This is a genomic window from Pseudomonas sp. NUPR-001 (assembly GCF_052147955.1).
GTDB lineage: Bacteria > Pseudomonadota > Gammaproteobacteria > Pseudomonadales > Pseudomonadaceae > Aquipseudomonas.
In genome coordinates, this window is sequence record NZ_CP197353.1 from 5,788,362 (window position 1) to 5,806,644 (window position 18,283).

Below are 18,283 nucleotides of genomic sequence, written 5' to 3' on the forward strand. Positions count from 1 at the left end.
TCAGCTCCGTGGGTCCGGACGGGTTCCCAGGCCCATGGCCTGACGAGCGAACCAACGTTTGGCCGGGGGCAACAGATCGAGGCCGAGCAGCCCCAGGTTACGCCCCGTGGCAATCAGCGGTTGAGCGCTGCCGAACAAGCGGGTGACCCGGTCGGAGAAGCCGACGGTCAGATCCTGATCCAGGCGCTGGCGCTCGCGATAAGCCTGTAGCGTGGCGAAATCACCGGGTACTGCCGGGCCTGCCAGCAGGCCTTCGGCCAGCGACTGCACATCGCGCAGCGACAGGTTGAACCCCTGCCCGGCAATCGGGTGCAGACTGTGCGCGGCATTCCCCAGCACCACCAGGTGCGGGCGTACCTGCTCTTGAGCCTCTACCAGCGACAAGGGATACAGATGCCGTGCGCCAACCTGGCGCAAGGCACCCAGGCGGTAGCCGAATACGTCCTGCAACTCGCTGAGGAAACTGCGCTCGTCCAGCTCGGCCAGGCGCTTGGCGTCCATACCGGCGCGGGTCCAGACCAGCGCACAGCGATTCTCCGGCAGCGGCAACAAAGCCATCGGCCCTTCATCGGTGAAGCGCTCGAAGGCCTGGCCGCGATGGGCTTCGCTCGGTGTGATGTTGGCGATCAAGGCACTCTGGTTGTAGGGCCGCTGGCTGACATGAATGCCCAGTTGCTCACGCAACCCGGAGCGCCCGCCATCGGCCAGCACCGCCAGGTCGCACTCGACCACGGTGTCATCGTTGAGCGACAGTCGATAACCGTCTTCCAGCGCTTGCATGGCCGTCACTTCAGCCGGGCAACGCCAGCTCACCACCTCGGCATCCAGGCCTTTCCACAGGCACTGGCCGAGCCAGGCGTTCTCCACCACGTAACCCAGTGCCGGAACCCCTTCTTCCATGGCATCCAGGCGCGTGGCGCCAAAACGGCCACGGTCGGAAACCTGGATCTGGCGGATCGGCTCGGCGCGGCGGCTGATCTGTTGCCACAGCCCCAGGCGCTCATAAATCTGGCGTGTACCGAACGACAACGCCGACGAACGTGCGTCGTAGCTGGGCTGGTAGCTATCGCCCGGAGCAAAGGGCTCAATCAGTAGAATTTTCCAGCCGCGGGCTTTGGCGCCCGCTTGCAGGGCGAGTGCCAGGCTGGCGCCGACCAGGCCGCCGCCAATGATTGCCAGGTTCACCCGGTTCATGCCGCAGCACTGCGCGCAGCAGCCATCAAGGCCTCGATTTCAGCAACCGTTTTCGGCACACCCGAGGTCAGGATTTCACAGCCCTGCTTTGTTACCACGACGTCATCCTCGATACGTACACCAATGCCGCGCCACTTTTTCGCGACACTCTGGTTATCGGCACCGATATAGATGCCAGGTTCCACGGTCAGCGCCATGCCCGGTTCAAGTACCCGCCACTGGCCACCGACTTTATATTCGCCCACATCATGTACATCCATGCCCAGCCAGTGTCCGGCGCGGTGCATATAGAAAGCGCGATAAGCCTCGCTTTCAATCAAGTCTTCAACCTTGCCCTTGAGCAGGCCCAGCTCCACCAGGCCCTGGGTAATGACCTGCACTGTCGCTTCATGGGCGTGGTTCCAGTGCTTGCCCGGGGCAATTACCGCGAACGCCGCCTCCTGGGCTTTGAGCACCAGTTCGTAGATCGCCTTCTGCTCGGGCGAAAACTGCCCGCTGACCGGAAAGGTACGGGTAATGTCGCTGGCGTAGCAGTCGATTTCACAACCGGCGTCGATCAGCACCAGATCGCCGTCTTTGAGCGGTGCATCGTTTTCCTGGTAATGCAGGATGCAGCTGTTGCGCCCGGCCGCGACAATCGAGCCGTAAGCGGGCATCTTCGCTCCGCTTTTGCGGAACTCGTAATCCAGCTCGGCTTCCAGGCTGTATTCATGCAGCCCGGCACGACACGCCTGCATCGCCCGTACATGAGCCCGCGCGGAAATCGCCGCGGCCTCACGCATCACCTTCACTTCTGTCGCCGATTTATACAGGCGCATGTCATGCAGCAGATGATCCAGGGCAACGAATTCGTTCGGCGGCTGGGCGCCGAGGCGCGCTTTAGAGCGGATCACGTTGATCCATTCCATCAGGTGGCGATCGAATTCGGCATTACTGCCCATGGCCGAATAAACACGGTCACGGCCTTCGATCAGGCCGGGCAGAATGTCGTCGATATCGGTGATCGGAAAGGCATCGTCAGCGCCAAAATCACGGATTGCGCCTTCCTGGCCTGCGCGCAAGCCATCCCACAGCTCACGCTCCGGGTTGCGCTCACGGCAGAACAACACGTACTCGCCGTGCTCGCGGCCCGGGATCAGGGCGATGACCGCTTCCGGCTCGGGGAAACCGCTCAGGTACTGGAAGTCGCTGTCCTGGCGGTACACGTGCTCGACATCGCGATTGCGAATGGCAACCGCGGCAGCGGGCAGGATGGCAATACTGTTGGGCTCCATCTGCGCCATCAGCGCCTTGCGTCGACGGGCGTATTCCGACTTGGGGATGTGGCTCATGGGCAGAGGAGTCCTACGTTGATCAGTGCAGCGAAGGTTTGGCTGCAGGTTCGACCGGCTTGGCCAGCTCTGTGTACAGCAGCAACGGCGCGACGCGCAGGTATTCCATTACTTCCATATAGTCGCTTTCGCCGTCTTCGGATTCTTCCAGGGCATCCTGAACCTGCGAGATCGCGTCCAGGTCCTGCAAGACTTCCTTGGCTTCGGCGCTCAGGGTCAAGCCACCGGCGTTCAAGCCAAAGCCATAGAGGAAGCCCTTGCACCACTCGCCCAGGGCGGCAGCGCGGTCGGTCAATGCGGCTTCATCGCCCGGCAACAGCAGCACAACAGTGATATCGTCGCCAGTGAGTTCACCTTTGACCATTTCCTGCAGGCCGATTAAAGCGTTACGAACGTTGTCTGCCGGATCGTTTTCCAGCAGGTGCGCGGCGTCGGCCAGCCAGGCTTCGGCATCGAAGCCGGCACCGGCGCAACTGCGGCCGAGCAACAGCCCGTGCAGTTCGGCAGGGGAAACAGGATGCCCGCTGCTGCTGAGCAAGGTGGCGAAAGCGGTGTACGGCGAATTGGTATTGGGCATGGGCAACTAGGCGCCAGACGGCGCAATGACTAGAATGAAGACCTTGTATCCTAGCACCGGCAGGCGCGCCAAGACCATCGACGCGGCCAACTCGGGGCAGACCAGGGTATAAACCGGGCAACCACCCGCCAGACCGAATCGAGTGGCAATCCATGCAAGAGAACGATCTGCAAACGCTGATGGGCCGATTCGAGCTACTGATAGAGCGAGTCGAGCAACTAAAACGGCAAAACGCACTCCTACTAACTCAGGAAAAGTCCTGGCGCGAGGAACGCGCCCACCTCATCGAAAAAAACGAAATCGCCCGGCGTAAGGTCGAATCGATGATTTTGCGACTCAAGGCCCTGGAGCAAGACTCATGAGTTCAAGCAATAGCGTCACCGTTCAGATCCTCGACAAAGAGTACTCGATCATCTGTCCGCCTGAAGAACGCAGCAACCTGGTCAGCGCCGCACGCTACCTGGATGGCAAAATGCGTGAGATCCGCAGCAGCGGAAAAGTGATTGGTGCCGATCGGATTGCCGTGATGGCTGCGCTGAACATCACCCACGACCTGCTGCACAAGCAGGATCGCCCTGAAGTTGCTGCCGGCGGTGCTACCCGCGAACAGGTGCGCGACCTGCTGGAACGGGTCGATCAGGCACTGGCCGACGATCACGATTCAAATAAGGGTTGAGTATCGGTATACTGGCGCCACTCCCTGGAGTGCTTGCCAGTCGGTCATGTCCCTGAGCCGATACGCACAACCACGGGGGTTGCACGTGGGGCCGGTGTGCATGTCCGCTTGACGGAAAGCCTTAACGCCTCCTGCAATCTCCACCTTGAACTTTCGGGTTCAAGGGCTACACCGACAGCGGTTCGTCGGGGAGCCTGAATTACCTTTGCTCGCGCCAAGCGCGGGCAAGTCGAGCTGTCACCCGTTCGGGGGCAGCCCTCTCTGGGAACGCCCGTGCCATGACCGACACCGCGCCGCTCACCCGCCCCCAGCTACGCCGCCTGTTACGTGATGCCCGCCGCGCTTTGAGCCCGGCTGAGCAGCGTCAGGCCGCGCGCGGGCTGTATCGGCAACTGGCCCAGCATCCACTGTTCCGCCGCGCCCGCCATATCGCCCTGTACCTGCCCAACGATTGCGAGATCGATCCACGCCTGTTGCTGCGCGAAGCCCAGCGGCGTGGCAAGCACACGTACTTACCGGTGCTCAATGCCTGGCCAAAAACCAAGATGGCCTTTCAGCGTATCGAGCCGGGTGAAAAGCTGCGCCCCAACCGTTTTCGCATTGCCGAGCCACACATCAACCTGGCGCGACAACGGCCGATCTGGGCGCTGGACCTGATCCTGCTGCCCTTGGTGGGGTTTGATGAAATGGGTGGTCGGCTGGGTATGGGCGGCGGCTTCTATGATCGAAGCCTGGCCTACCTGACGCGGCGCAAGGCGTGGAAAAAGCCTTTGCTGCTGGGCTTGGCCCATGAGTGCCAGAAAGTCGAACGGCTGGCGCAAGCCAGCTGGGACGTGCCACTACAAGGAACGGTCTCGGACCGTGGTTGGTACCTGGCGCCTGTCTGAAAGCGCCAGCATGGCGATCAACGCTGCTGCGGATTCACCGGCATTTCGTAAGGAGCGTCGAGCTTGCGCTCCCAAAGGCTTTGCGCATAACCGGTAGTGACCACACCCAAACCGAACAGAAACACCAAAATCCAGAGCAAGTCCGGTTTGCGATTCATTGATTGCCCCCCTCAGGCAAACTGATCACGTTGTCAGCAACGTTTTTTAATGGTTGCAGCAGCGTCAAGCTTAAAATGGGCGCATTCTCCGACAACCTGCGTCGACACGCAAACCTTGACGCCAACCGACTGTCGGTTTCATGCAACAGGTTATTTCAAATCTTGTCAGGAGCAGTATCCATGGCCTATTGGCTGATGAAGTCCGAGCCCGATGAACTCTCGATCAAGGATCTGGCCCGCCTGAAGGAGGCGCGCTGGGACGGCGTTCGCAATTACCAGGCGCGCAATTTCCTGCGCAGCATGGCGGTGGGCGATCAATTTTTCTTCTACCACTCAAGCTGCCCGGAGCCGGGCATCGCCGGTATCGCCCGGATCAGCACCGCGGCCTACCCGGACCCAACTGCACTGGACCCACAGAGCCATTATTTCGACGCCAAGGCCAGTGCCGACAAAAACCCCTGGAGTGCCGTAGACGTTGCCCACGTAGAAACCTTCAACAAGGTGCTGGGCCTGGGCTACCTCAAATTGCAGACGGCCCTGGCCGAGCTGCCGCTGGTGCAGAAAGGCAGCCGCCTGTCGGTGATGCCCGTAACCGCTGAACAGTGGGCGGCCATACTCGCGCTGCGATAAACAGCGTAGGATGCTATCGATTTGACTAACATCAACGCACCAGGATCGGTGCCACGTCACAATCTGACGTGTGAACACAGCAGGATGCAGACTGATGAGCCAACGTACCCCGAAACTTTTTGCCGGTGCCTTGATCGCCCTGCTTCTGGCGGCGGGCGGCCTGGGCTACTGGAAGTCACTGCACGACCGCCTGCCGGAAGGCCTGAGCATGGGCAACGGCCGGCTTGAAGCCACTGAAGTACAAATCGCCAGCAAGATCCCCGGACGCCTGGCCGAAGTGCTGGTCGACGAAGGCGATAGCGTGCGCCAAGGCCAGCTGCTGGCACGTATCGACACCCGCACCCTTGAAGCCCAACGCAGCCAGGCTGAAGCCGAAGTGCTGCGCGCCAAGGAAAACTACTCCGCTGCCCAGGCCAACGTGCAGTTGCGCCAGAGCGAGTTGTTGCTGGCCAGTCAGGAACTCAAGCGGGTGCGGGAGATCTTCCAGCGCAAATATGCCAGCCAACAACTGCTCGACCAGCAGCAGGCGCGCTACGACACCGCCAACTCTGCGGTCGTCGCCGCACGCGCACAGCTGGCTGCGATCAAAGCGGCCATCGGTGCCGCCGAGGCGCAGGTAGCGCAACTGACCAGCGAAATCGATGACAGCAGCTTGCGCGCGCCCATCGATGGCGTTATCCAGCTACGCCTGGCTGAGCCCGGCGAAGTGCTGGGCGCCGGTGGCCGGGTACTGATGCTGATCGACCCGAACGATCAGTACATGAACCTCTACCTGCCCGCCTCGACGACCGGCCGCCTGACCGTGGGCGATCAGGCGCGCGTGGTACTCGACGCCCTGCCGGAAAAGGCCCTGCCGGCAAAAGTTGCTTTTGTTGCCGCCAAAGCCCAGTTCACCCCGAAGCAGGTGGAAACCCGCGACGAACGCCAGAAGCTGGTGTTCCGGGTCAAGTTGCGTTTGACCGAACCCAGCGCCGTGCCACAGGCCAAGCCCGGCATGCCCGGTGCGGGCTACGTGCGCACCGCTGACGTGGACTGGCCGGCCAATCTGCAATGAACGCTCTGGCGCTGCAGGCCGAAGGCATCAGCCACCGTTACGGCAAGCTCAACGCCCTGCGGGACATCAGCTTTGACTTGCCCGCTGGCACCCGCTGCGGCCTGATCGGCCCGGACGGCGCGGGCAAGTCCAGCTTGCTGGGGCTGATCGCCGGGGTGAAGAAACTGCAAGCCGGTGAACTTGCGGTGCTCGGCGGCTCGATCCGCAAACGCCGCCATCGCAACAGCTTGTACCCGCGCATCGCCTTCATGCCTCAGGGCCTGGGCAACAACCTGTACCCTGAATTGTCGATCAGCGAGAACATTCGCTTTTTCGCCACGCTGTTTGGCCTTAGCGCCACAGAGTGCGAGCAGCGCATGCACAACCTGCTACTCGCCACTGACCTTGCGCGCTTTGCCGAGCGGCCGGCGGGCAAGTTATCGGGCGGCATGAAGCAGAAGCTGGGCTTGTGCTGCGCCCTGATCCACGAACCGGACCTGCTGATTCTCGACGAACCGACCACCGGTGTAGACCCGCTGTCACGCCGACGCTTCTGGGAGCTGGTCGAGCAGGTACGCCAGGAACGGCCGCAGCTCACCCTGCTGGTAGCAACGGCCTATATGGAAGAAGCCGAGCAGTTCGAGCATTGCCTGATGCTCGACCGCGGCAAGCTGATTGCCGCCGGGCTCAGTCACGAGCTGGCCAGCGTCACTGCCAGCGGCAAGCTGGATGACGCCTTTACCCACTTCCAGGGCGACAGCGCACACGATGCGCAGCCGCTGCAGATTCCGCCGCGCCCTGAAGGTGACAACACGATTGCCATCGAGGCCCATGAACTGACCCTGCGTTTCGGCGATTTCACTGCCGTGAACAAAGTCAGCTTCGCCATCGGCCGCGGTGAGATCTTCGGCTTTCTCGGCTCGAACGGCTGCGGCAAGACCACCACCATGAAGGTGCTCACTGGCCTGATGCCGGCCACCGAAGGCAGCGCCACGCTGCTTGGCCGCCCGGTAGACGCCAAGGACCTGGCCACCCGCAAACGGGTCGGTTTTATGTCGCAGAGCTTCTCGTTGTATGGCGAGCTCAGCGTGCGACAGAACCTTGAACTACACGCCCGCTTGTTCGACTTGCCCAAAGCCGAAAGCGCACCGCGCATCAGCGAGCTGATCGAACGCTTCGACCTCGGTGAAATCGCCGACCAGCAGTCCGGCGCCCTGCCCCTGGGTTTGCGCCAGCGCCTGTCGCTGGCGGTCGCGGTTCTGCACCGGCCCGAGGTGCTGATCCTCGACGAACCCACCTCAGGGGTCGATCCCGCCGCGCGTGATGATTTCTGGCGATTGCTGATCGAACTGTCGCGGGATCAGGGGGTGACCATCTTCCTGTCGACGCACTTCATGAACGAAGCGCTGCGCTGCGATCGCATTTCCCTGATGCACGCTGGCAAGGTATTGGCCTGCGACACACCGGCCGCGCTGCAGCAGCAGTTTGCCGGTGAAACACTCGAAGACGCCTTCGTCACCTGCCTGGAACAAGCCCAAGGCGCCAGCGAGGCCCCGGCAGCCAGCACCCAGCTCGATGCCCCGGCCTCGACCGAACCGCTGCCAATGGCTCAGGGCTTCAGTATCAGACGCCTGTTCGCCGTGGCCACCCGCGAAGGTAAGGAACTGCTACGCGACAAAGTACGCCTGGCGTTTGCCCTGCTGGGCGCCATGTTCATGATGGTGATCTTCGGTTTCGGCATTTCGCTGGACGTCGAAAACCTCGCCTTTGCCGTGTATGACCAGGACCAGAGCCCGCAAAGTCGTGCTTATCTGGAAGCCTTCCGGGGCTCGCGCTACTTCGCCGAGCAACCGCCGATTCGCGATTCGGCAGAGCTGCATAAGCGTCTGCAACGCTCGGAAATCAAACTGGCGCTGGAGATCCCACCTGGCTTCGGTCGCGACCTGCATGCCGGACGCCAGCCGGTGGTGGCCGCCTGGCTCGACGGTGGCATGCCGTTTCGTGCCGAAACCAGCCGCAACTACGTTGAAGCCGTGCACCAGGCCAATCTGGAGCAACTGGCCGCGTTGAGTAGCAAGGCGCAGCCCGGACAATCTCCGGTACGTCTGGAAACCCGATTCCGCTACAACCAGGACGTGGTCAGCGTCAATGCGATTGGCCCTGGGGTGATGGCGCTGATTCTGGCGTTCATCCCGGCCATGCTCACGGCCCTTGGTATTGTCCGTGAGAAAGAGCTGGGGTCGATCACCAACTTCTATGCCACACCGCTGACCCGCCTGGAGTTCCTGCTCGGCAAACAAGCGCCCTACCTGGCCATCAGCCTGGTCAACCTGGCCCTGTTGGTGGCCATGAACCGCTGGCTGTTCGGCGTGCCGTTCAAAGGCAGCGCGCTGGCCCTGGCCTGCGGTGGCCTGCTGTATCTGCTGGCCACCACCAGCATGGGCCTGCTGATTTCGGCGTTCACCCGCACCCAGATTGCCGCGATCCTCGGCACCATGATTATCACCAGCCTGCCGACTATTCAGTTCTCCGGGCTGATCGTGCCGCGCTCATCGCTCGACGGCTCGGCAGCGCTGATGGGCCAATTGTTCCCGGCAGGCTACTTCCTCGATATCGCCGTCGGCACCTTCACCAAGGCCTTGAGCCTGCGAGAGCTGTGGCCTCAGTGCCTGGCGTTGCTGGCGTTCTTCATTGGTTTCACCGGGCTGAGCCTGGTCATGCTCAAGAAGCAGGAGGTCTGATGCAGCGCCTTGCACACACACTGCGCCTGGGCCTCAAAGAGCTGACCAGCCTGCGCCACGACAGCGTCCTGCTGCTGTTCCTGTTGTATGCCTTCAGTGTGGCGATCTACATGCCCGCGGCGGGATCAATCATTGGCGTGCACAACGCCAGCGTCGCGGTGGTCGACGAAGATCACAGCCAGCTGTCGCGCAAACTCGCCGAGTCCCTGCAGCCGCCGGAGTTCCAGCCCGCCGCACCGCTGGCCTTCGATCAGCTCGACCAGGCGATGGACAGCGGCCTGTTCACGTTTGTCATCAACGTGCCGGTCAACTTCCAGAGTGACCTGCTGGCCGGCCGCTCACCCGAGCTGCAGATCAACGTCGATGCTACCGCCATGAGCCAGGCGTTCATGGGCGCGGGCTATATCGGGCGGATCTTCGAGCGCGAGTTGCTCGACTACGCCAACCAGGGCTCGGCGGCCGCCAACAGCCCGGCGCAGATCAGCCCCCGGGCCCTGTTCAACCCGAACCTGGAGGGTGGTTGGTTTCTGGCGGTCATCCAGATCGTCAACAACATCACCATCCTGGCGATTGTGCTGACCGGCACGGCCTTGTTGCGTGAACGCGAACACGGCACGCTCGATCACCTGCTGGTGCTGCCACTGACGGCACTGGAAATCATGCTGGCCAAGATCGGCGCGAATGCGCTGGTGGTGGTGCTGTGCACCTGGGTGTCGCTGGAGGTGGTGGTCAAAGGCGCGCTGGGCGTGCCGTTGGCCGGCTCGCTGACGCTGTTCCTGGGGGTGACTGCACTGTATTTGTTTGCCAGCACGGCACTGGGGATTTTCCTCGCCACCCTGGCGCGGTCGACCCCGCAATTTGGCCTGCTGGCGATTCCGGTGATCATCCCCATGCTCTTGCTGTCCGGTGGCAGCACCCCGCTGGACAGCATGCCGCAGTGGTTGCAGTGGGTGATGCAACTGTCGCCGTCGACCCACTTCGTCAGCCTCAGCGCCGCCATTCTGTTTCGCGACGCCGGGTTGAACGTGGTCTGGCCAGACCTGCTGGCACTGGCCGCCATCGGCCTGGCGTTCTTCGCCGTGGCCCTGGCACGCTTTCGTCGCAGCCTTACTTCGTAAGGCCTGCGCGGCTTACTGCACGATCAGGTTGTTGAACAGCAGGTCATCAACCATCGGCTTGCCTTCTTCATTTTCCAGCACCTGCTGGACCTGCTTCAGGGCTTCCTGGCGCAGTTTTTCCTTGGCCTCGACGTTGCTCATGCTTTCCAGGTTCTGCTGGGTGAACAGCGCCACCAATTGGTTACGGATCAACGGCTCATGGTGTTTCACCGCAGTCGCCGCCGCATCGCTGTTAACGCGCAAGGCGACGTCAGCCTTGAACACACGAAGCTTCGGGCCACCATCGAGGGCATAGTTGCCAACAAAGGGCGGGCTCAGCGAGATGTAGGACACCTTCGGTTCCCCTTCCTTGGCTTCTTCGGCCATGGCCGACATCGGCAGCATCAACGCCAGTAGCATCACGATCCACGCTTTCACGAATTCTCTCCTCAAACAGTTGGCGCCAGCATACCCAGCACATCGGTCAAACCCAAGCAGCTAATCCTGTAGGAGCGGGCTTGCCCCGCGATTGCAGTGTGTCAGTCAAATACCATCGCGGGGCAAGCCCGCTCCCACAGCGCTTATACCCAATTATCAGGCCGAGCCATGCTCGTTGACCCGATAGCGTGCCCACCTACACTTATCGGCCACTACGCGCAAAGGAATAGTCCCGATGAAAGCAGTGTTGTGCAAAGCGCTGGGCCCGGCTCAGAACCTGGTTGTCGAAGAAGTCGAAAGCCCGCTGCCGAAAAAAAACGAGGTTGTGCTGGAAGTACACGCAGCCGGGGTCAATTTTCCCGACACCCTGATCATCGAGGGCAAGTACCAGTTCCAGCCACCACTGCCCTTTTCGCCCGGTGGCGAAGCTGCAGGCATTGTCCGGGCCGTCGGTGAAAAGGTCACCACGCTCAAGGTCGGAGACCGGGTCATGGGCCTGACGGGCTGGGGCAGTTTTGCCGAGCAGGTGGCGGTACCTGCCTACAACGTGCTGCCGATCCCCGAGCACATGGACTTCACCCACGCCGCGGCCTTTTGCATGACCTACGGCACGTCAATGCATGCTCTGCAGCAACGTGGCCAGCTCAAGGCCGGTGAAACCCTGTTGGTGCTCGGCGCGTCCGGTGGTGTCGGGCTGGCCGCGGTAGAAATCGGCAAGGCCATGGGCGCACGGGTGATTGCTGCCGCCAGCAGCGCCGAGAAGCTCGCCGTGGCCAAGGCCGCCGGTGCCGATGAGCTGATCAACTACAGCGAGCACAGCCTCAAAGACGAGATCAAGCGCCTGACCGGCGGCAACGGTGCCGATGTGATCTACGACCCGGTGGGCGGCGACCTGTTCGACCAGGCCGTACGCGCTATCGCCTGGAATGGCCGCCTGCTGGTGGTGGGTTTCGCCAGTGGACGCATCCCCGAGCTGCCGGTGAACCTGGCACTGCTCAAGGGTGCGGCGGTACTCGGGGTGTTCTGGGGCGCGTTCGCGCAGCGTCAACCGGCCGACAACGCGGCGAACTTCCAGCAGCTGTTCAGTTGGTACGCCGAGGGCAAGCTCAAACCGCTGGTGTCGCGCACGTATCCACTGGCCGAGGCCGGAGCGGCCATCGACCAGTTGGGGCAGCGCAACGCCGTGGGTAAGCTGGTGGTGACGATGCGCTGAGCGCTTTAGCGCGTAGGCACCAGGCGATCACGCAAGTAGGCCGGCCACAGATCGACGAAGTCTACGCCCGGAAAGGCCTGGCACTGCTTGGCAATTTTCGGCAGTGCCTTTCTGAAGGCGTCCCCAGTGGCAACTGACTCCTTGTAACTGGTGGCGCCGTCGACGTTGTAGTGCGAAATCATGCGGATCGACAACAGCGTGGTGTCCATCTCGGCAAGCGATCGCTTCGGGTCGTCCTTGCGGTACAGCGCCACTTCGTCGTTGAACTGTTTGCAGGTCATCAGCACCAGCCCGGCGCGCTCATAGATCTGCCGCCACTCATCCTTGTCGTTGAGGCGAAAGCGCAGCTCATTGCGTACTTCGATCGATGCGGGGTTTTCCTTGGATACCGTCCAGGGCTTGAAACGCCACTGTTTGACGGCATCCAGTGCAGCATCGGCAAATGCCGGGTCGCTGCTCTGAATCACCTTCACATCAGCGACCGAGCCGTTGGCCAGCACGTTAAAACCGACTTTAACGGAACCGGTGATGGCTGCCTTGCGCAGCTCGGCGGGGTAGACCGGAATGACTTTCTCAACGAACTCGATATTGACATCGGCCTGGGCAATGCTCGCGCACAGGCACAACAGTACTGCTAACCACTTCATCCTTGATCCTTTTGCGTCCCGTCAGATTCAAGGCGCTATGGTAGCGTGCAAGTTCCGCCCACAAAATAACAATTCTCATTATTGCCTGTAGGAGCGGGTTTACCCCGCGATACGATGTGTCTGACAGATTGCTATCGCGGGGCAAGCCCGCTCCTACAGGCCATCTGTGGGAACGGGTTTACCCGCGAATGCAAGGTGCCCCGCACACCGCGTGAAAGCGGGCTTCCAGATTGCGATCAGGCATGGCATGGCTGCGCAGGGCATTGAGGGTCTGCTCGACGTAGTCACGGGTGCTGCCGTAACGCCCCTTGGCCGTAGCGAAGATCTGACTGAGCAAGTCGTCAGGTACATTGCCGGCATAGCACGGCAGGTGCCGTTCCAGCACAAAGCCCAGGGCCTGAACCTTGCTGCCATCCTCCAGACGGCAGCTGAGCCAGTGCGGCCGATACGCCGGATAGGGCATCTCGCGCTGCCACAGGGCCAACAGGGAATCTTCCAGGCATTCGTCCGGCAGACGATAGGCAAAGCCGCCACACGAACCCCCGCGATCCAGGCCGAATACCAGACCAGGACACTCCGGCGTGCCGCGGTGCTCATGCGACCAGAGGTAAAGCCCTCGATGATAGCCATGCACCTTGGCCCGCCGCCGTTCAGCGGCATTACATTCCGGGCGCCAGATCAATGAACCGTAAGCAAACAACCACACCGGGCCACCCTGATGCCGGGCCATGGTGTGCTGTACCGAAAGTTTAAGTTGCTCAAGAGACAGTTGTTGTCCGAAATCGAGCAACGGAGGATAGGCCACATTAAAGGATGCAGTTTCAATCGCCGACATAGCTGCCGCCAGAATTCCTCGTGAACTACTGAAGTGAGTCACTGTAAACCAATACAACATCCGCGTACTTACCGTACGGCAGATCGCTGCTCGAATACAAGCCTCACCCCGCCCAAGGAAGCGCTCTACAAAGGGCTTTGAGCGAACAACCGGGCGTTATTTCAAGTGTAGCGAAAGTTATTTACGCTGCTGGCAATAATAATTGTGTTGTGCGGCCCACAAACAACAACGGCTATTAAAGCCGGCACGCTATTGCAGCGTGCCTTATTCCTTCACTCAACCGCGAGGGGCATAAGCGAATACATCGGCGCGCATCTGGTGCGCATCCATTCCCGCCTCAACCAGTGCATCGAGGGTGGCATAGATCATATTGGGTGAACCGCTGGCATATACATGCACCCCGGCCAGATCGCTCAGGTCTTCGCAGACGGCTTCGTGCAACATGCCGCAACGGCCCTCCCAGCCACACAGATCACTGACCACCTTGTGCAGGAACAGGTTAGGCAAGCGCTCCCACTCATCCCAATGTTCAATCTGGTAGAAGTCTTCCGGAAGGCGCACACCCCAGTAGAGGTGCACCGGGTGTTTGAAGCCTTGGGCGCGGCAGTGTTCCAGCAGGCTGTGCATTTGCGCCATGCCGGTACCTGCAGCAATCAGTACCAGAGGGCCATCGGGCAGTTCTGCCAGGTGCGTATCACCAAACGGCATCTCCAGCCGCGCCATGCCGTTGCGCTGCAATTGCGCAATCAACTCCACCGCGCTGTTCTCGCGGGCCAGCACATGCAGTTCGAGGTCGCGTCCGCTGTGGGGTGCCGAGGCCAGCGAGAACGCTGCCTTGTCGCCACTTTCGCGCTCGATCATCAGGTACTGCCCGGCATGGTAACGCGGCGGTTTGCCGGCAGGTGCGCGCAGGCGTACGCGCCAGACGTCGCCACCGACCTCAACGCACTCGCTCAACTGACAAGCCAGTGTCCGTACCGGCAACTCGCCTAACGCGAGCACGCCATCCCACAACAAGACACAATCCTCCAGCGGTTCGGCGATGCAGGTAAACAGTTCGCCATGATCACGCTCCTGCCCTTCCTGACGCACCCGTCCTTCCACCAGCAAGGCTGCGCAGACATGGCAGTTGCCATTGCGACAGCTCTGCGGGCAGTCGTAACCAAGCCGCCGCGCTCCATCCAGAATCCTTTCGCCGGGGTTGAGCACCAACACTGCCCCGGACGGCTGCAAGGTCACCTGCATTTAGTCTATTCCCAACTGGTTCCACAGCTCATCGATCCGCCGGGTGACTGCTTCATCCTTGACGATGACACGTCCCCATTCGCGGGTGGTTTCGCCCGGCCACTTGTTCGTCGCGTCCAGGCCCATTTTCGAGCCCAGGCCGGAAATCGGCGAAGCAAAGTCCAGGTAGTCGATCGGGGTGTTGTCGATCATTACCGTATCGCGCTTGGGGTCCATGCGCGTGGTGATGGCCCAGATTACATCGTTCCAGTCCCGGGCATTGATGTCGTCATCGGTGACAATAACGAACTTGGTGTACATGAACTGTCGCAAAAACGACCAGACACCCAGCATGACCCGCTTGGCGTGCCCCGGGTACTGCTTCTTCATCGTCACTACCGCCATGCGGTAGGAGCAGCCCTCAGGCGGCAAGTAGAAGTCAGTGATTTCCGGGAACTGCTTCTGCAGAATCGGTACAAACACTTCATTGAGTGCGACACCGAGAATTGCCGGCTCATCAGGCGGCCGCCCGGTGTAGGTGCTGTGGTAGATCGGCTTTTGCCGGTGGGTGATGCGCTCAACGGTGAACACCGGGAAGCTGTCGACTTCGTTGTAGTAGCCGGTGTGGTCGCCGTAAGGGCCTTCCGGGGCCATCTCGCCCGGATGGATCACCCCTTCCAGAATGATCTCGGCAGTGGCCGGTACCTGCAGGTCATTGCCGCGGCATTTGACCAGTTCAGTACGGTTGCCACGCAGCAGGCCGGCAAAGGCGTATTCGGACAGGGTGTCAGGCACCGGGGTAACAGCCCCGAGAATGGTCGCCGGGTCTGCGCCCAGGGCAACGGAAACCGGGAACGGTTGACCCGGATGCTTCTCGCACCACTCGCGATAGTCGAGCGCGCCGCCACGGTGGCTGAGCCAGCGCATGATGACCTTGTTGCGGCCAATCACCTGCTGACGGTAGATCCCCAGGTTCTGGCGTTCTTTGTTCGGCCCACGGGTGACGGTCAGGCCCCAGGTGATCAGCGGCGCCACGTCTCCCGGCCAGCAGTGCTGCACAGGCAGCATGCCGAGGTCGACGTCGTCGCCTTCAATGATCACTTCGTGACAGGCGGCATCCTTGACCACTTTCGGCGCCATCGACACGACCTTCTTGAAGATCGGCAGCTTCGACCAGGCATCCTTGAGGCCCTTGGGCGGCTCAGGCTCCTTGAGGAAGGCCAGCAACTTGCCAATCTCACGCAGCTCGTTGACCGACTCGGCACCCATGCCCATGGCCACCCGCTCCGGGGTACCAAACAGGTTGCCGAGTACTGGAATGTCGAAGCCCGTAGGCTTTTCGAACAGCAGCGCCGGGCCTTTGGCGCGCAGGGTGCGGTCGCAGACTTCGGTCATTTCCAGAACTGGAGAGATCGGAACCTGGATGCGCTTGAGTTCGCCGCGCTGCTCCAGGCCTCGGATAAAGTCGCGCAAATCGCGATACTGCATGCAAAAGCCTCGTATTCGCCCTACCGGTCGGGGTGCAAAGTGTATCGCTTAACGGGCCGCAATAGCCAAATCACAGATGGCAAAAATGATTTGGGGCCGCTGCGCGACCCATCGCGGTGCAAGACCGCTCCCACCGTAGGAGCGGTCTTGCACCGCGATGGGCTGCACAGCAGCCCCAATCGGTCTGAAAAAGACCTTACTTGCGCTTCATCGACAAGAAGAACTCATCGTTGGTCTTAGTCTGCTTGAGCTTGTCGACCAGGAACTCGATGGCGGCCACTTCGTCCATCGGGTGCAGCAGCTTGCGCAGAATCCACATGCGCTGCAGCTCGTCGTCGGCGGTCAGCAGCTCTTCGCGACGGGTACCGGAACGGTTGATGTTGATGGCCGGGAATACACGCTTCTCGGCGATCTTGCGGTCCAGCGGCAGTTCCATGTTGCCGGTGCCCTTGAACTCTTCGTAGATCACTTCGTCCATCTTCGAGCCGGTTTCAACCAGCGCGGTGGCGATGATGGTCAGCGAGCCGCCTTCTTCGATGTTACGCGCAGCACCGAAGAAGCGCTTTGGCTTCTCCAGGGCGTGAGCATCGACACCACCGGTCAGCACCTTGCCGGAGCTTGGGATCACGGTGTTGTAGGCACGCGCCAGACGGGTGATCGAGTCGAGCAGGATGACCACGTCTTTCTTGTGCTCAACCAGGCGCTTGGCCTTCTCGATGACCATTTCCGCAACCTGCACGTGGCGGGTTGGCGGCTCGTCGAAGGTCGAGGCAACCACTTCGCCGCGCACGGTGCGCTGCATTTCGGTTACTTCTTCCGGGCGCTCGTCGATCAGCAGAACGATCAGGTGGCACTCGGGATTGTTACGGGTGATGTTGGCCGCGATGTTCTGCAGCATGATGGTCTTGCCCGCTTTTGGCGGTGCAACGATCAGACCACGCTGACCTTTACCAATCGGGGCGCAGAGGTCGATAACCCGGCCGGTGAGGTCTTCGGTGGAACCGTTACCGGCTTCCATCTTCAGGCGCTCGTTAGGGAACAGCGGCGTCAGGTTTTCGAACAGAATCTTGTTCTTCGCGTTTTCCGGCCGGTCGAAGTTGATGGTGTCGACTTTCAGCAGGGCGAAGTAACGCTCGCCTTCTTTTGGCGGGCGAATTTTGCCGACGATGGTGTCGCCGGTACGCAGGTTGAAGCGACGGATCTGGCTTGGCGAGACGTAGATGTCGTCCGGGCCGGCCAGGTAAGAGGCATCAGCCGAGCGCAGGAAGCCGAAGCCGTCCTGGAGAATCTCCAGCACGCCGTCACCGGAGATTTCCTCGCCGCTTTTCGCATGCTTTTTCAACAGGGAGAAAATCACATCTTGCTTGCGCGAACGGGCCATATTTTCTATGCCCATCTGTTCGGCCATTTCGAGCAGATCGGTAATCGGCTTTTGCTTGAGTTCAGTCAGGTTCATAAGGGGAGTGACGTAATCATGTAAGAAGGGAGAATTAAGCTTCTGGCTTAATGAAGCCGCGCCGCAGAGATGGCGACAGGATCGCGTACTGATTCGAATTAGGGATGCGTCGGCGACGGCGTGCAGAGGGCACCGAAAAAACAGTGCGAGGCCGAATGTAACACCTGCATTTTCTGGCGTCTAGTCACCAGATAAAGAAAAGCCCCGGCGAATGCGGGGCTTTTTTCACTCAGATATTGGCGTCCAGGAAGGCTGCCAGCTGAGACTTGGACAGTGCGCCGACCTTGGTGGCCTCGACGTTGCCGTTCTTGAACAGCATCAGCGTCGGGATGCCACGCACGCCGTGCTTGGCCGGGGTTTCCTGGTTGTCGTCGATGTTCAGCTTGGCGACGGTCAGTTTGCCCTGGTAGGTAGCGGCGATGTCGTCCAGTACTGGCGCGATCATTTTGCAAGGGCCGCACCATTCAGCCCAGTAGTCGACCAGCACCGGGCCTTCAGCTTTCAGTACTTCGGCTTCGAAGGTGGCGTCGGTGACGTGTTTGATAAGATCGCTGCTCATGGAAGTCTCCAAGGTCGTAAGCAAAAAAACGTGGCCCATCATAGCCGCACCTGCGACGGACAGGAAGCCGCGGACGATTGAGTGTAACTATAGTTATCC

Annotated in this window: 19 protein-coding genes and 1 other RNA gene; 9 read left to right on the forward strand and 11 right to left on the reverse strand. The window is 60.9% G+C overall.

Annotated features, from left to right (window positions below; translation table 11 throughout):
• From ubiH to ACP6KB_RS26565, 3 genes are read right to left on the reverse strand one after another with little or no spacing between them, the layout of a single operon-like run.
• Positions 1-1,194, reverse strand: coding sequence for a 2-octaprenyl-6-methoxyphenyl hydroxylase (ubiH, locus tag ACP6KB_RS26555; RefSeq protein ID WP_442110643.1), 1,194 nt, complete (start codon positions 1,192-1,194; stop codon positions 1-3).
• On the reverse strand, positions 1,191-2,525 hold the full coding sequence (gene pepP, locus ACP6KB_RS26560; RefSeq protein ID WP_442110645.1) for a Xaa-Pro aminopeptidase: 1,335 nt from the start codon (positions 2,523-2,525) through the stop codon (positions 1,191-1,193). The genes ubiH and pepP overlap by 4 nt, the downstream gene beginning before the upstream one ends.
• Before the next feature lie 22 nt (positions 2,526-2,547).
• Positions 2,548-3,102 carry a YecA/YgfB family protein gene (locus ACP6KB_RS26565; protein ID WP_442110647.1) on the reverse strand — a complete coding sequence of 185 codons (555 nt, stop codon included), beginning with the start codon at positions 3,100-3,102 and terminating at the stop codon, positions 2,548-2,550.
• Positions 3,103-3,254: 152 nt separating this feature from the next.
• Here ACP6KB_RS26565 and ACP6KB_RS26570 point away from each other — a divergent pair, with 152 nt between their 5' ends.
• The 4 genes from ACP6KB_RS26570 to ACP6KB_RS26585 all read left to right on the forward strand — a co-directional run bounded on the left by ACP6KB_RS26570 (position 3,255) and on the right by ACP6KB_RS26585 (position 4,665).
• A complete protein-coding gene (locus ACP6KB_RS26570) occupies positions 3,255-3,464 on the forward strand; it encodes a TIGR02449 family protein (protein WP_133213963.1) in 210 nt (69 codons plus the stop codon).
• A complete protein-coding gene (locus ACP6KB_RS26575; RefSeq protein ID WP_442110649.1) occupies positions 3,461-3,778 on the forward strand; it encodes a cell division protein ZapA in 318 nt (105 codons plus the stop codon). The genes ACP6KB_RS26570 and ACP6KB_RS26575 overlap by 4 nt, the downstream gene beginning before the upstream one ends.
• A gap of 18 nt (positions 3,779-3,796) precedes the next feature.
• Positions 3,797-3,974, forward strand: a non-coding RNA gene (ssrS, locus tag ACP6KB_RS26580) — 6S RNA.
• A gap of 82 nt (positions 3,975-4,056) precedes the next feature.
• On the forward strand, positions 4,057-4,665 hold the full coding sequence (locus tag ACP6KB_RS26585) for a 5-formyltetrahydrofolate cyclo-ligase (RefSeq protein ID WP_442110651.1): 609 nt from the start codon (positions 4,057-4,059) through the stop codon (positions 4,663-4,665).
• Positions 4,666-4,682: 17 nt separating this feature from the next.
• On the opposite strand, the gene ACP6KB_RS26590 is transcribed toward ACP6KB_RS26585, so the two are convergent.
• On the reverse strand, positions 4,683-4,823 hold the full coding sequence (locus ACP6KB_RS26590) for a hypothetical protein (protein ID WP_165392175.1): 141 nt from the start codon (positions 4,821-4,823) through the stop codon (positions 4,683-4,685).
• 180 nt (positions 4,824-5,003) lie between these two features.
• On the opposite strand from ACP6KB_RS26590, the gene ACP6KB_RS26595 reads away from it, so the two are divergent.
• The 4 genes from ACP6KB_RS26595 (at position 5,004) to ACP6KB_RS26610 (ending at position 10,345) form a co-directional block, all read left to right on the forward strand.
• A complete protein-coding gene (locus ACP6KB_RS26595) occupies positions 5,004-5,453 on the forward strand; it encodes an EVE domain-containing protein (RefSeq protein WP_442110653.1) in 450 nt (149 codons plus the stop codon).
• Positions 5,454-5,547: 94 nt separating this feature from the next.
• Positions 5,548-6,507 (forward strand): HlyD family secretion protein, encoded by a 960-nt coding sequence (locus ACP6KB_RS26600; RefSeq protein ID WP_442110655.1) that lies wholly within the window; start codon positions 5,548-5,550, stop codon positions 6,505-6,507.
• Entirely contained in the window at positions 6,504-9,227 is a 2,724-nt protein-coding gene (gene rbbA, locus ACP6KB_RS26605; protein WP_442110657.1) for a ribosome-associated ATPase/putative transporter RbbA, read from the forward strand. Before ACP6KB_RS26600 ends, rbbA begins: the two co-directional genes overlap by 4 nt.
• Entirely contained in the window at positions 9,227-10,345 is a 1,119-nt protein-coding gene (locus ACP6KB_RS26610) for an ABC transporter permease (RefSeq protein ID WP_442110659.1), read from the forward strand. Before rbbA ends, ACP6KB_RS26610 begins: the two co-directional genes overlap by 1 nt.
• 12 nt (positions 10,346-10,357) lie before the next feature.
• Here the strand turns inward: ACP6KB_RS26610 and ACP6KB_RS26615 are convergent, their stop codons facing one another.
• A complete protein-coding gene (locus ACP6KB_RS26615; protein ID WP_442110661.1) occupies positions 10,358-10,762 on the reverse strand; it encodes a flagellar basal body-associated protein FliL in 405 nt (134 codons plus the stop codon).
• A gap of 235 nt (positions 10,763-10,997) precedes the next feature.
• Here ACP6KB_RS26615 and ACP6KB_RS26620 point away from each other — a divergent pair, with 235 nt between their 5' ends.
• A complete protein-coding gene (locus tag ACP6KB_RS26620) occupies positions 10,998-11,975 on the forward strand; it encodes an NADPH:quinone oxidoreductase family protein (protein WP_442110663.1) in 978 nt (325 codons plus the stop codon).
• A gap of 5 nt (positions 11,976-11,980) precedes the next feature.
• Here the strand turns inward: ACP6KB_RS26620 and ACP6KB_RS26625 are convergent, their stop codons facing one another.
• From ACP6KB_RS26625 to trxA, 6 genes are all read right to left on the reverse strand, one after another.
• Positions 11,981-12,622, reverse strand: a complete 642-nt coding sequence (locus ACP6KB_RS26625; RefSeq protein WP_442110665.1) for an energy transducer TonB — start codon at positions 12,620-12,622, stop codon at positions 11,981-11,983.
• Between the two features lie 178 nt (positions 12,623-12,800).
• Positions 12,801-13,457, reverse strand: coding sequence for a gamma-glutamylcyclotransferase (locus tag ACP6KB_RS26630; RefSeq protein ID WP_442110667.1), 657 nt, complete (start codon positions 13,455-13,457; stop codon positions 12,801-12,803).
• A 276-nt stretch (positions 13,458-13,733) separates the two neighbouring features.
• A complete protein-coding gene (locus ACP6KB_RS26635) occupies positions 13,734-14,702 on the reverse strand; it encodes a CDP-6-deoxy-delta-3,4-glucoseen reductase (protein WP_442110669.1) in 969 nt (322 codons plus the stop codon).
• On the reverse strand, positions 14,703-16,169 hold the full coding sequence (gene ubiD / locus ACP6KB_RS26640) for a 4-hydroxy-3-polyprenylbenzoate decarboxylase (RefSeq protein WP_442110671.1): 1,467 nt from the start codon (positions 16,167-16,169) through the stop codon (positions 14,703-14,705). It abuts the gene before it with no gap.
• Positions 16,170-16,365: 196 nt separating this feature from the next.
• Positions 16,366-17,625: a transcription termination factor Rho gene (rho, locus tag ACP6KB_RS26645; RefSeq protein WP_010221159.1), complete on the reverse strand. Its 1,260-nt coding sequence runs from the start codon at positions 17,623-17,625 to the stop codon at positions 16,366-16,368.
• A 229-nt stretch (positions 17,626-17,854) separates the two neighbouring features.
• Positions 17,855-18,184, reverse strand: coding sequence for a thioredoxin TrxA (gene trxA / locus ACP6KB_RS26650; protein WP_045201042.1), 330 nt, complete (start codon positions 18,182-18,184; stop codon positions 17,855-17,857).
• Between the last annotated feature and the right edge of the window lie 99 nt (positions 18,185-18,283).

Excerpts from the sequence above, each read along its gene's own strand:
- ACP6KB_RS26570 (WP_133213963.1), top strand. The coding sequence starts at position 3,255 with ATGCAAGAGAACGATCTGCAAACGCTGATGGGCCGATTCGAGCTACTG.
- ACP6KB_RS26590 (WP_165392175.1), bottom strand. The coding sequence starts at position 4,823 with ATGAATCGCAAACCGGACTTGCTCTGGATTTTGGTGTTTCTGTTCGGT.
- ACP6KB_RS26585 (WP_442110651.1), top strand. The coding sequence starts at position 4,057 with ATGACCGACACCGCGCCGCTCACCCGCCCCCAGCTACGCCGCCTGTTA.
- trxA (WP_045201042.1), bottom strand. The coding sequence starts at position 18,184 with ATGAGCAGCGATCTTATCAAACACGTCACCGACGCCACCTTCGAAGCC.
- ACP6KB_RS26625 (WP_442110665.1), bottom strand. The coding sequence starts at position 12,622 with ATGAAGTGGTTAGCAGTACTGTTGTGCCTGTGCGCGAGCATTGCCCAG.
- ACP6KB_RS26630 (WP_442110667.1), bottom strand. The coding sequence starts at position 13,457 with ATGTCGGCGATTGAAACTGCATCCTTTAATGTGGCCTATCCTCCGTTG.
- ACP6KB_RS26635 (WP_442110669.1), bottom strand. The coding sequence starts at position 14,702 with ATGCAGGTGACCTTGCAGCCGTCCGGGGCAGTGTTGGTGCTCAACCCC.
- ACP6KB_RS26595 (WP_442110653.1), top strand. The coding sequence starts at position 5,004 with ATGGCCTATTGGCTGATGAAGTCCGAGCCCGATGAACTCTCGATCAAG.
- rho (WP_010221159.1), bottom strand. The coding sequence starts at position 17,625 with ATGAACCTGACTGAACTCAAGCAAAAGCCGATTACCGATCTGCTCGAA.
- ACP6KB_RS26565 (WP_442110647.1), bottom strand. The coding sequence starts at position 3,102 with ATGCCCAATACCAATTCGCCGTACACCGCTTTCGCCACCTTGCTCAGC.
- ubiH (WP_442110643.1), bottom strand. The coding sequence starts at position 1,194 with ATGAACCGGGTGAACCTGGCAATCATTGGCGGCGGCCTGGTCGGCGCC.
- pepP (WP_442110645.1), bottom strand. The coding sequence starts at position 2,525 with ATGAGCCACATCCCCAAGTCGGAATACGCCCGTCGACGCAAGGCGCTG.
- ACP6KB_RS26610 (WP_442110659.1), top strand. The coding sequence starts at position 9,227 with ATGCAGCGCCTTGCACACACACTGCGCCTGGGCCTCAAAGAGCTGACC.
- ACP6KB_RS26600 (WP_442110655.1), top strand. The coding sequence starts at position 5,548 with ATGAGCCAACGTACCCCGAAACTTTTTGCCGGTGCCTTGATCGCCCTG.
- rbbA (WP_442110657.1), top strand. The coding sequence starts at position 6,504 with ATGAACGCTCTGGCGCTGCAGGCCGAAGGCATCAGCCACCGTTACGGC.
- ACP6KB_RS26620 (WP_442110663.1), top strand. The coding sequence starts at position 10,998 with ATGAAAGCAGTGTTGTGCAAAGCGCTGGGCCCGGCTCAGAACCTGGTT.
- ubiD (WP_442110671.1), bottom strand. The coding sequence starts at position 16,169 with ATGCAGTATCGCGATTTGCGCGACTTTATCCGAGGCCTGGAGCAGCGC.
- ACP6KB_RS26575 (WP_442110649.1), top strand. The coding sequence starts at position 3,461 with ATGAGTTCAAGCAATAGCGTCACCGTTCAGATCCTCGACAAAGAGTAC.